The 10,839-nt window shown below is 69.5% G+C and carries 12 protein-coding genes; 6 read left to right on the top strand and 6 right to left on the bottom strand.

The features are described 5' to 3' along the window. Positions 1–145: 145 nt before the first annotated feature. From D0D37_RS24530 to D0D37_RS24520, 3 genes are all read right to left on the bottom strand, one after another. Positions 146–658 (bottom strand): MarR family winged helix-turn-helix transcriptional regulator, encoded by a 513-nt coding sequence (locus D0D37_RS24530; RefSeq protein WP_208720121.1) that lies wholly within the window; start codon positions 656–658, stop codon positions 146–148. A gap of 227 nt (positions 659–885) precedes the next feature. Continuing rightward, positions 886–2,289, bottom strand: coding sequence for a CoA transferase (locus tag D0D37_RS24525; RefSeq protein WP_116202914.1), 1,404 nt, complete (start codon positions 2,287–2,289; stop codon positions 886–888). Positions 2,290–2,300: 11 nt separating this feature from the next. Next, a complete protein-coding gene (locus D0D37_RS24520; RefSeq protein ID WP_208720120.1) occupies positions 2,301–3,293 on the bottom strand; it encodes an MDR family oxidoreductase in 993 nt (330 codons plus the stop codon). 91 nt (positions 3,294–3,384) lie between these two features. Between D0D37_RS24520 and D0D37_RS24515 the strand changes: the two genes are divergently transcribed. The 3 genes from D0D37_RS24515 (at position 3,385) to D0D37_RS24500 (ending at position 6,275) form a co-directional block, all read left to right on the top strand. Continuing rightward, positions 3,385–4,239 carry a LysR family transcriptional regulator gene (locus D0D37_RS24515; protein ID WP_116202913.1) on the top strand — a complete coding sequence of 285 codons (855 nt, stop codon included), beginning with the start codon at positions 3,385–3,387 and terminating at the stop codon, positions 4,237–4,239. Between the two features lie 94 nt (positions 4,240–4,333). Then, positions 4,334–4,753, top strand: coding sequence for a VOC family protein (locus tag D0D37_RS24505; RefSeq protein WP_244223653.1), 420 nt, complete (start codon positions 4,334–4,336; stop codon positions 4,751–4,753). An 85-nt stretch (positions 4,754–4,838) separates the two neighbouring features. Beyond that, complete coding sequence (locus tag D0D37_RS24500) at positions 4,839–6,275, top strand: MFS transporter (RefSeq protein ID WP_116202912.1); 1,437 nt, start codon at positions 4,839–4,841, stop codon at positions 6,273–6,275. A 15-nt stretch (positions 6,276–6,290) separates the two neighbouring features. Here D0D37_RS24500 and D0D37_RS24495 read toward each other — a convergent pair whose 3' ends face one another. Further along, positions 6,291–6,878: a TetR family transcriptional regulator gene (locus D0D37_RS24495; RefSeq protein WP_116202911.1), complete on the bottom strand. Its 588-nt coding sequence runs from the start codon at positions 6,876–6,878 to the stop codon at positions 6,291–6,293. A gap of 91 nt (positions 6,879–6,969) precedes the next feature. Between D0D37_RS24495 and D0D37_RS24490 the strand changes: the two genes are divergently transcribed. The 3 genes from D0D37_RS24490 to D0D37_RS24480 all read left to right on the top strand — a co-directional run bounded on the left by D0D37_RS24490 (position 6,970) and on the right by D0D37_RS24480 (position 9,879). Continuing rightward, positions 6,970–7,650, top strand: coding sequence for a nitroreductase (locus D0D37_RS24490; RefSeq protein ID WP_116202910.1), 681 nt, complete (start codon positions 6,970–6,972; stop codon positions 7,648–7,650). Positions 7,651–7,783: 133 nt separating this feature from the next. Further along, positions 7,784–8,902 (top strand): carboxylate-amine ligase, encoded by a 1,119-nt coding sequence (locus D0D37_RS24485; protein WP_116202909.1) that lies wholly within the window; start codon positions 7,784–7,786, stop codon positions 8,900–8,902. Next, a complete protein-coding gene (locus D0D37_RS24480; RefSeq protein ID WP_116202908.1) occupies positions 8,899–9,879 on the top strand; it encodes an iron-containing redox enzyme family protein in 981 nt (326 codons plus the stop codon). The genes D0D37_RS24485 and D0D37_RS24480 overlap by 4 nt, the downstream gene beginning before the upstream one ends. Before the next feature lie 54 nt (positions 9,880–9,933). Here the strand turns inward: D0D37_RS24480 and D0D37_RS24475 are convergent, their stop codons facing one another. Together D0D37_RS24475 and D0D37_RS24470 are read right to left on the bottom strand one after the other, a co-directional pair. Next, positions 9,934–10,134 (bottom strand): CDGSH iron-sulfur domain-containing protein, encoded by a 201-nt coding sequence (locus D0D37_RS24475; protein ID WP_116202907.1) that lies wholly within the window; start codon positions 10,132–10,134, stop codon positions 9,934–9,936. Then, a complete protein-coding gene (locus tag D0D37_RS24470; protein ID WP_116202906.1) occupies positions 10,121–10,804 on the bottom strand; it encodes a methyltransferase in 684 nt (227 codons plus the stop codon). Before D0D37_RS24470 ends, D0D37_RS24475 begins: the two co-directional genes overlap by 14 nt. Between the last annotated feature and the right edge of the window lie 35 nt (positions 10,805–10,839).

Here is a 10,839-nt window from a genome sequence, read left to right as displayed (position 1 = left end):
ATGTGTATAAGGGCATGGGAGCTTTTCAAGGCATCTTTCCCGCATTGACAAGCACCCGCCGCCCATCATCACATTAGGCTTCGAGGTGCCCCTACGCAACTATCGTGCGCAATGTCGCCGCCAGGCGACGAGCCGCACAAGCGAGTCAAATCTCAGACCGCTCAGCAACCGCCTCCCACAACGCCCCCAGCTCGTTCAACATCCCCGCGATCTCCCCCCGCCGCTCCTCCGGACAGCCCTCAAGCAACGCCTGATCCAACTTCCGCGTCCGCCGGGTGACCTCCCGAAACGCAGCCACCCCGTCCCCCGTCAACGTCAACACCTTGGCCCGAGCGTCATGCGGCGCAGGCCCCCGAACAATCAGCCCCCGATTCTCCAGCCGCCGGCACACATCAGCCATCGTCGAAGTATCCAACGCCACGGCCTTGGCCAACGCGGTCTGATCAAACCCGGGATAAGCCCGCACCGCCGACAACACCGCGAACTGCGGCCCGGTCAGCACCGAATCGACATGCCGATTCCAAGCCGCCAAATACGCCTGATACAGCCGACGAGCCCCATACCCAGGCGCCGCGGCAAGATCCGCAGGCGCCTCCAGGCTGACCCGCCGCCCCGCCCGAGGCCCGCCTTTCGCTGACCCACCCACTGCTGTCGACATCCCTCGACCTTAACTACGCACCCGCGCCCCGGCAGACCGTCCGGCCCGCCGAAGCCTGTCCCCGCATCCCTGCCCGCTCATAATAGTACGTCCCCGGACAAACTCGAGCCCAGCCACGGCGGTCGAGTTCTGAGTTCAGGCAGCACTGCTCAGCGAACTCGCTTCTGCTGATTCCGGTCAAACAGGGCAGCCTCACCCATCAAGAAGACCTGCTCGGCACAGTCAGGTCACCACTCCGGCCGCGAACTCCCCAGCTGCGGAGTCGTCCCAGCCCAACGCGACGGGGTCTCGCTCATCCGGATCACCGGCCCCAGGCTCTTCAAATCCCCATAGATCGTGCCCTCGTCCGACACCGCGTAACGCTCGAATTCCTCCGACGAAAGACGGCCGGGGGCGTCCGCGTAATCAGTCAACAACCCCTGCCGCTGCAACAACATCGACGACTGGCACAGCGAAACCTGCACGTGATACGACCCGCCTTCCCGAGCCCGCCGCGCCAAAGCCAGCATCGCGCCATAACTCCCCAGGAAGCCGGTCAGGAAGTCGCACAGGTACACCGGAGTCAACTGTGGACGGTCGCCACCCTGAATCACACAAGCACCGGTGACCGCCTGCGCGACCTGATCCCATCCGGCACGCATTCCGAACGGGCCGCCCGAACCGAAGCAGTTCACGCTCACATAGACGATTCCCGGACGCAGCGCCGCGAGATCTTCCGGGCCGAAGCCGTGCGCGGACATCCGGCCTGGGCGGTAGCCTTCGACGAACACATCGGCCGTGCTGGCCAAAGAGCGCAACCGAGCGGAATCGTCCACTGTGGAGTAATCGAGGTAGGTGCTTCGCTTGCCGTGACTGGTATCCCGGACGAACGGCGCGACTTGCGGCAAGTGCGGAGCAGTCACCATCAGCACATTCGCACCATGCTCGGCCAGGCTCAGCGCAGCGGTGGGACCGGCCAGGATGCGGGTCAGGTCCAAGACCCGGACGTCGGAAAGCGGCGAAGCACCGCCCTCGGGCAACGGAGAGGGGGCGCTGTCGGCGATTTTGGTGATCTCGACGACCGGACGTGAGGCCAGGTAGACACCGTGCGGGTGTGCCAGCCATTCCTCCGGCGGGTGCACCACTCCCCCGCACGCGCCCACCGCAGCGATGGCGTCTTCCAGGTCATCGGCCTTCCATTTGGCAACGGCAGCCTCGACGGAGGACGGTGTCGCCTCGCAACCGAGGACATCCAGGACTCGGCGTTCCAGGTGTGGCAGGTTGAAGTGTGGCAGGAACCACCGTCCGTCGGCAGTGGGCCAAGGCTGGGTGAGCGCAACCATGTGCTCAACGGCGGGCGAAAGCGGCGCGGGGCGATATTCGCCGTCCTCAGCACGGATCAGCGTCATGTCTTCGCCGCCCAAAGCAGTAGCCGCGGCGGCACGAACGGAGACCGCGATCTTCTGCCGACGTCCAGTACGCAATTCCCACAGGTCGTTCGCGGCGACCGCGCGGGCGGCGAGGGCGTCGGCGAGGGTCTCGCCGATTCGGAACGGCGACGCGAACAGCGGGTCCGAGCCGGTGATGGCGACCTCGTCGGCGGCAGGACGCGGGGCGTCGCGCAGGGTCATGAGTTCGTCGAAGGCAGGCATTTTCTTTCCTTTCAAGCCGAAGCGACGTCGACCACAATGCGGCCGGTACCGGTACCGGCCAGGAGCGAAGCGGCGGCGTCCTTGGCCTCCGCGAGCGGGACGACGCGCGTCACGGAGTCCAGAAGAGCCGGGTCTAGCAACTGGGCCAGGCGCTGCCAGGCGGCTTCCCGGCGGAGCGGAGGCGTGCGGACCGAGTCGATGCCGAGCAGGGAGACGCCGCGCAGGATGAACGGCAGGACGTTGCCGGGGTACTCGGTGCCTCCGGCGAGTCCGCAGGTCGTCGCGACGCCGGAATGCTGCAGGCCGGCGAGAGCACCGGCGAGGACCGGGCCGCCGACCGCGTCGAGCACGCCTGCCCAGCGTTGTTTGCCCAGTGGCTTGCCGGAGGACGCGAGTTCGGCGCGGTCGAGGACCTGCGCGGCGCCCAGTTCGGTGAGCTGCCCCGACAGTTCGGAAGGACGCCCGGTGGCGGCGATGACCTCGTATCGAGCGGCCGCCAGCAGCGCTACCGCGATCGAGCCGACGCCGCCGCCTGCGCCGGTGACCAGGATCGGGCCGGTTTCCGGGGCTACCCCGTGGCGTTCTAAAGCGAGCAGGCTGAGGGCTGCGGTGAAACCGGCGGTGCCGACAGCTGCCGCGCGGAGCGGGCCAAGTTGCGTGGGGACGCGGACGAGGTCGTCGCCGTTGACCGCGGCGACACCGGCCAGCCCGCCGTGCAGGTCTTCGCCGAGCCCGGCGCCGTTCAGCGTGACGAGGTCGCCCGCCTGCCAGCGAGGGTGCCGGGACGCGAGCACCTCGCCGGTCAGGTCGATCCCGACGACGAGCGGATGTCGCCGAACGACGCCGGGGCGGCCGTGCAGGGCGAGCGCGTCCTTGTAGTTGATGCTGGAGTGGCGCACGCGGACGGTGGTGTCGAGGTCGTCCAGCATCGCCGGGTCGAGCTGGTCCAGCGTCGCGCCTGCGGCGTCGCGTGCGATCCAGCCGGGGAAGTCCGTCAGTTCCATGCTTCCCACGGTAGAAATCCGGAACCTGGCAGGGAAATGCCCGTCACAGCGACGCCATGCGCGGCGGGCATGGCTGGGTAGGCTGCCGGACATGGAGGTCGAACTGCGGCATCTGCGCGCGTTCGTGACGGTCGCGACGTGCGGCACGTTCACGGCCGCGAGCCGCGAATTGCTGATCACCCAGCCGGCGCTGACGCGCACAATCCAGCAGCTCGAGGAGACAGTCGGGACGCGTCTGCTGGAACGCACGCCGCACGGGGTCGAGCCGACCGAAACGGGCGGCGAGTTGCTCGGACGGCTGCGCGTCGTGCTGCGCGACCTCGACACCGCACTCGCCGCAGCGGGCGGGAACGCCGGACTGCGGATCGGGTTCCAATGGGCGCTGCCGGATCCGTGGGCGAGCGATCTGCTCGCCGCCTTCGAAACCGCGACCGGCGCGACCGCCACCCTCCTGCGCCGCGACGACATCGTGGCCGCGCTGCATTCCGGCGACGTCGACGCGGCGTTGGTGCGCGGCGAGGTCGACGCGTCCGGGATCAGCGGGACGCTGCTGTTCGAGGAAGACCGGCTGGCGGCCGTCGCCGCGAGTTCGGAGCTGGCGGCGCGCACGGAGCTGGATTGGGCGGAGCTGGCCGCGCATCCGGTGGTCGTGAATACGGTCAGCGGCGCGACCAGTCCGCTCGACTGGCCGCCGGAAAACCGGCCCGCGCAGGTGATCCAGTGCGGCAGCTACGACGAATGGCTCACGATCATCGCGTCCGGCCGGGCCGTCGGCTCGACCACCACTTCCGCCGCCGAAGCGCATACCCACGCGCGAGTCGCGCACCTCCCGCTCCGGAACGCACCCCGGGTGGCGCTGCGCCTGTTGTGGCCGACGCGTCGGTCAAGCGACCCGCTACTGCGCCGATTCAGCGAACTAGCCCACTCCGTTCAACGAGCGTCATAGTCCGCACGAGCCTTCTCGATCTTCGCCAAATGCTCGACACTCCACTCCAGCAACGGCGCGGTCGCCTCCCGAAGAGCTGGTCTATCTCGACGCGATGGTCCCCGATGACGGCGAAACCGCGGTTGACGTCCAGCCGGTCAGCCAAAGCCTCATCGACCTCGCCGCGCAGCACGGCGACGGCTGGCGCGTCCCGCCGCTGCCGGAGCAGCCCGCGCCGTTCGGGCTGTTCGGCGTCACCGATCCGGCCGACGTCGCGTGGCTGCGCGAAATGCTCTCCGACCAGCCGGTGCGCTGCCTGCAGCAACCGGCGCGACTCGACAATCCTGCCGCGCGAGCGATTCCGCGGACGCACATCCACTGCGTCGGCGCGACCCCGAAGGGCATCACCCGCCGTCCGGTCCCCGCGATCCAGCCCAACGGGACGCCGTCTCAGGTGTGGGAGCTGCCGACCGGCCACGACTGCATGATCACGATGCCGGTCGAGCTGAGCGAACTGCTGCTGAAGCTCGCCTAGAAAGTCCGCTCGGCAGAAAGTTGCCCAGTGGGCACTTTTTTGGCTACCTTGGGGAGCACACCACCCGGGGGAAGGACGTCGAGCCATGCCGAGAACCGTCGCGCCGGAGGAAATCAGCCCGTTCACCCGGCGCGTCAAGATCGGCATCGCCGGGGCGCTGTCCGGGATGGCGCTGGGCATGCTGGACAGCTACATCGTCGCCACCGCGCTGCCCAGCATCGCCGGGGATCTCGGCGGCCCGGGGTCGATGACCTGGATCATCACCTCCTACGCACTGGCGATCGCGGCGTCCACCCAGGTGTGGGGCAAGCTCAGCGACCAGTTCGACCGCAAGGCGATGTTCCTGCTGTCAGTGGCGGTCTTCCTGACCGGTTCGATGCTGTGCGGGCTCGCCCCGACCATGGGTGCGCTGATCGGTTTCCGTGCGCTGCAAGGAATCGGGGCGGGCGGACTGCTCGTCGGGGCGATGACGATGGTCCAGGTTCTGGTGCCGCCCAAGGAATCCACGCGAATCTCCAGCTGGACCGGATTACTGCTGGGCCTCTCGCTCGTCGGCGGCCCATTGGTCGGCGGCTTCCTCACCGACGCGCTCAGCTGGCGCTGGATCTTCTACGTCAACGTGCCGCTCGGGTTGCTGTGTCTCATCGGGACGGTCGTCGGAGCCCAGGTGCCGCCGAAGAGCGCAAAGGCGCGGATCGACTACGGCGGAACAGTTTTGCTGGTCGCCGCAGTCGTCTGCCTCACCCTGGTGACGAGCTGGGCCGGCAGGCGTTACGCCTGGAACTCGCCGACGATTCTCGGACTCTGCGCGGTCGCAGTCGCCGCACTAACGGCCTTCGTATTCGTGGAACGCCGCTGTACCGAACCGCTCGTCCCGTTCCGCATGTTCCGCACCCGCAATTTCGCGCTCGCGCAGGTGCTCGGCTTCGCCTTCAACGCCACCATGGTCGCGACGGTCACCTTCCTTCCGCTGTACTTCCAGAACGCGCGGGGTGTGCCGCCGTCGCTGAGCGGGTTGCTGCTGATCCCGATGACGGCCGGGATGGTCGCGGTGATGAACGGAAGTTCGAAGTACCTCCGCCGCACCGGCCGTTTCCGGATCCTGCCGATCATCGGCAGCGCCTGCGTCGCCGTCGGCATGGCCGGGATCTGTTTCCTCGGACCGGACACCGATCCGTTGCTCGCTTCGTTGGTCGGGCTGCCGCTCGGTGCCGGGCTCGGCTGCCTGATCCAGAACACGATCCTGATCATCCGGCTGAGCGTCGAGCCCCGAGACCTCGGCGCGGCGCTCGGCATGGGTTCGCTGACCCGGACGCTCGGCAGCGGGATCGGCGCGGCCCTGTTCGGCTCGCTGTACGTCGGCGCGCTGGCCCGGGGCGGAGCCGCACCGGCCGCAGTCACCGACGGGCTGCACGCAGTCGCCGCCGCGACGCTCATCGTCGCGGTGCTCTCGCTGGCGGCAGCTTACTTCGTCCGCGAAGTCCCGCTCACCACGCGTTGGCCTGCGGAGAAGATCTCGTGAGTGGCGATCCCGGTTCTAACCGGCATTGCCACTCACGAGAGCGCACTCCAGCAGCACCTCAGCCGCCGCTCGCGCATGACGGCCGTAGCCCGGGTCGCCGAGAACCATCGCCCGGCTCGCGGCCCCGTCCGCCAGCGTGACCAGCTGCTCGGCGAGCGCGGCAGGATCGGCAGCCCCCAATTCCGCGACGAGATCAGTGACCAGCCGGAGCATCAGCAGCTTCTGCTCCCTCGCGTAGGCGTGCACCGCACTGTCCGGATCGGGGTACTCCGCCGCCGCGTCCACGAAAAGACAGCCGCGCACCGGCTCTGACTCCGGCAGGTCGAACATCGCCAGAAGCCGTTGCCGCGGCGGAAGATCCGCCCGGGTGAGCACGTCGTGCAGGGTGTCGCCGGAGCGGACCAGTTCCCGGAGGTAGGCGACGACCAGCTCGTCCTTGACCGGGAAATGCAGGTACAACGTCCGCTTCGACACCGGAGCAGCGGCCGCGACCTGCTCCATCGTCGTCCCGGTGATGCCGTGCCGGGCGAACAGGTCCGCCGCGGCCGCCAGCACGCGCTCGCGTCCCCCGCGCCCGGCCCGGCGGGCCTTCTCCTCGACCATGCGCCCAAGTGTACAGAAACGTTTACTTAAGCCGCGCAAGCCTGCTACCGTCCTTAGGTATACGAACTCGTTTACCTAAGGAGCCGTCCCGATGCCCGCCACCGAACTCGCCGACGCCGCCGCGACCTTGATCCGCGGACGGCGCGCGACCCGGTCGTTCCGGCCCGACCCCGTTCCGGACCGCACTCTCCGCGAGATTTTCGACCTCGCCGCCGCGGCGCCGTCCAACTCCAACGCGCAGCCGTGGCAGGTGGAGGTCGTCAGCGGAGCGAAGCGGGACCAGCTGGCCGACGCACTGGTCGCCGCACACGACAAGGGCCGCCAGTCGGTCGATTTCCCATACAGCGAAGCCATTTACGAAGCCGTGCACCAGAAACGCCGGGCCGCGGCTGGCGGCGCGTTGTACGGCGCGCTCCAGATCGGCTTCGACGACCATGCCGCGCGAGCCGCCTACGACGCGGCGAGCTTGCGCTTCTACGGAGCCCCGCACGTCGCACTGCTGTTCGCGCCGGACACCGCCGAAGCCCGGCTCGCGGCGGACGTCGGGATGTACGGCCAGACCCTGCTGCTGGCCATGCAGGCACACGGAGTTTCCAGCTGCCCGCAAGGATTGCTGAGCTTCTACGCGGACACCGTCCGGGAAACGCTCGGCCTCGACGGCGGCAAACTGCTCTTCGGGATCTCCTTCGGTTACGCCGACTACGCCGCACCGGTCAACCGGTTCGCAGTCGGTCGGGCCCCGCTCGCCGAGACGACCCGATTCCACGGCTGAACCCGAGCCCGATCCTCCAGCCGTGCCGAATCTCCCCGTCGTCGCACCGGGACGGCGGGAAACACACTGTCTGAAAAGGACACCCCCGGATTGCCGCGCCGTAGCGTGGGTATCCCGGTCCGGGGAGGTGCCGATGGACGCACTGACATTCGGTGTCGAGGAAGAATTCCTGCTCGCCGCGCCAGCCGACGGACGCCCGGTGCCCGCCGCGGACGAGGTTCTCGGCAACGTCGGGCGGCTCGCGGACGGCGCGGCCGTGCACCGCGAACTGCGCGCGACCCAGGTGGAACACGCCACCGGTATCTGCACGACCGCGGCGCAGCTGCGCGACCAGCTGTGCCGCGGTCGCCTGGCACTTTCCCGCGCCGCGACCGACGCCGGTTGCGCGCTCCTGGCCACCGGGAGCCCAGTCGGCACCCTCCGCTCCCCCGCCGAGCCGTTGCCGCCCGACCGGTACGCGCGGATCGACGCGCACTACGGCGATCTTGCCGCCGATTACGAGGCCTGCGGCTGCCACGTCCACGTCGGAATCCCGGACGCGGACACCGCGGTAGCCGTCGTGAATCACCTCGCGCGATGGCTCCCGACGTTGCTCGCGCTGTCCGCCAACTCCCCCTTCGACCGCGGCCGGGACACCGGCCTGCACAGCTGGAGAATGGCTCAGCAGACCCGTTTCCCCGGCTCCGGGCTCGCGCCGCACGCAAGCTCGCACGCCGAGCACGTGCGCCTCGTCGATTCGCTGGTCGAGTGCGGCGCGTTGGTGGATCGCGAGCAGACCTTCTGGCTCGCCTGGCCTTCACCTCGGTACCCGACGGTCGAGCTGCGGGTTGCCGATGTGCCGTTGACCGTCGACGGCGCGCTCGTCCAAGCGGTCCTGTCGCGCGCGCTCGTCGCCGCCGCACTGGCTGACCTCGACAACGGCATCCAGGCACCCCCGATCGATCCACAACTCGGGTCGGCAGCGGTGTGGGCGGCGACGCGACACGGCCTCACCGGCGCTCTCGTCGACCCGGTGCGCGCGAGACCGTTGCCCGCAGCCGAGGCCCTCGCCGATCTGCTCCGCTACGCCGGACCTGCCCTTCGCAGGGCGGGAGACCAGGAACTCGCCCACCAGTTCGTCTCCGCCGCGCTGCGGGACGGCACCGGCTCGGCCGCACAACGGAAAGCCGGACCGGACGGGGTGGTCGCGATGCTCGCCGAGCGCACCGTCCCACGCGTGACGCCGCGTCAGGCGGGTACCCGGGGACGATGACGACCTCCCTCACCGCACTGCCGACCGCGCGCGGACCGGTCTCCGCGGCGTTGCTGGAAATCCTGCGCGATCCGGGCCAGCCGGCCGCTCTCGACCTCCGCGACGCCGACCCGTTCGGCGACGATCTCCACCTCGCCCTGCATCTCTGCTACGAACTGCACTACCGCGGGCTGCCGGGCGTCGACGCGGAACGGGAATGGGACACCGCGCTGCTGCGAGTCCGGGCGGAGCTGGAAAAAACGTTCCGCTCGGCGCTGCGCGACGCGGTCCCCGGCGGCTCCGACGTGGACGCCGAGTTCGACGCGCTGTTGACCGAACGCGACGCCGACGGAGCAGTCGGTTTTCTGCTCGCCGAGGGCGAATGGTGGCATCTGCGAGAACTGTTCGCGCACCGTTCGATCTACCACCTCAAGGAAGCCGACCCGCACGCGTGGGTCATCCCGCGGCTGTCCGGACCGGCGAAGGCAGGACTGGTGGCGGTCGAGTTCGACGAGTTCGGCGGCGGGCACGCCGACCGGGTGCACGCCAAGCTGTTCGCGGACCTGCTCGCGGCGGCCGGCCTGCCCGACGGGTATCTGGCCCTGCTGGAGCACGTTCCCGGGCCGATGCTCGCGCTGGTCAACATGATGTCGATGTTCGGCCTGCACCGGGCGTCGCGCGGCGCGCTGGTCGGGCACTTCGCCGCCGCGGAGATCACCACCGGTCCGGGCGCGCAGCGGATGGACCGGATCCTGCGCCGCCTCGACGCGCCCGAGGCCTGCCGGTTCTTCTACACCGAACACATCGAGGCCGACGCGGTGCACGAGCAGGTCATGCGGCACGAGGTCGTGGGCGGCCTGCTGGCCGGAGAACCGGAACTCGCCGAAGACGTCGTGTTCGGCATCCAGGCCACCGGATTCCTGGAGGCGCAACTGGACCAGCACCTGCTCGGCTGCTGGCAAGCCGGACTGTCGTCGCTGCGCCAGCCGCTGCCCTAAGAGAGAACCAGCGACCGAGAGCCTGGTCGCGACCCGCGCGACCAGGCCGCGGCGTCAGCCGCCCTGGCCTCGGACCCGCTTCCGATGGCTCGTGTCGCACCACGGAAACCTCTTGCTGCGCCGGCAAGCGCACACCGCGACGACGAACCGGTCCGACCGCACCGTGTCACCGTCCGGAGTGGACACCTCCACTGGTCCTTCGACCAGGACCGGCCCGCCCGGCACCACCCGCACCCGGCGTTCATCGCGCGGCACGGAGCACCACCAGTTCCTCGGCGCGGTCGCCGGGCCGCAGGAATCCGCGCTCGGTCAGGTACTCCAGCCGTCCGGAGACCACCGGCCCGAAGGGCACTCGCGCCCGCGCCAGCACCTCGCTGCGCAGCCCGCCCGCGGCGAGCGCGAACCGGGTCTTGTCCACATCGGACATCGTCGACTGCACCAGGTAGAGCGCGCCCGTGCGGGTCAGCAGCGAAGGGGCGGCCTCGCACAACGGGTCCAGCATCGCGCGTCCGTCCGGCCCGGCGTCCCACGCGCGGGTCGAGCGTACTGCCGGCGTCGGGGAAGGAACGTAGGGAGGATTGGCGGCCACGATGTCGTACGGTCCGGCCTCGACCGTTTCCCGGAGCCCGCCTCGGATCAGGCCGATCGGCAGGGCCCGCAGCACGGTGTTCATCCACGCGGAAGCCAGCGCCCGCATCGAAATGTCCGCGGCCACGACCGAAGCGCCCGTCCGCGCCAAGGCGATCGCCAGCGCGCCGCTGCCCGTCCCCAGGTCCGCGCACCGCATCCCGCATCCGATCCGCGTATCCGCCGCCAGCACGCCGGCGAGCAGGGCAGTGTCCTCCTGCGGACGGTAGACCCCGGGCAGGCGGAGCACTCTGCCCAGCGGCCGGGCCTCCGTTTCGGTGCGCACGGAAATCGTCATGGCGGTCCTCCAACTCGGTCGGGCCGCCGGGATAC

The sequence above is a fragment of the Amycolatopsis circi genome, assembly GCF_003385235.1.
GTDB lineage: Bacteria > Actinomycetota > Actinomycetes > Mycobacteriales > Pseudonocardiaceae > Amycolatopsis > Amycolatopsis circi.
Note: the sequence above shows the minus strand (reverse complement) of the source record. Positions and strands in the feature narration are given on the sequence as shown.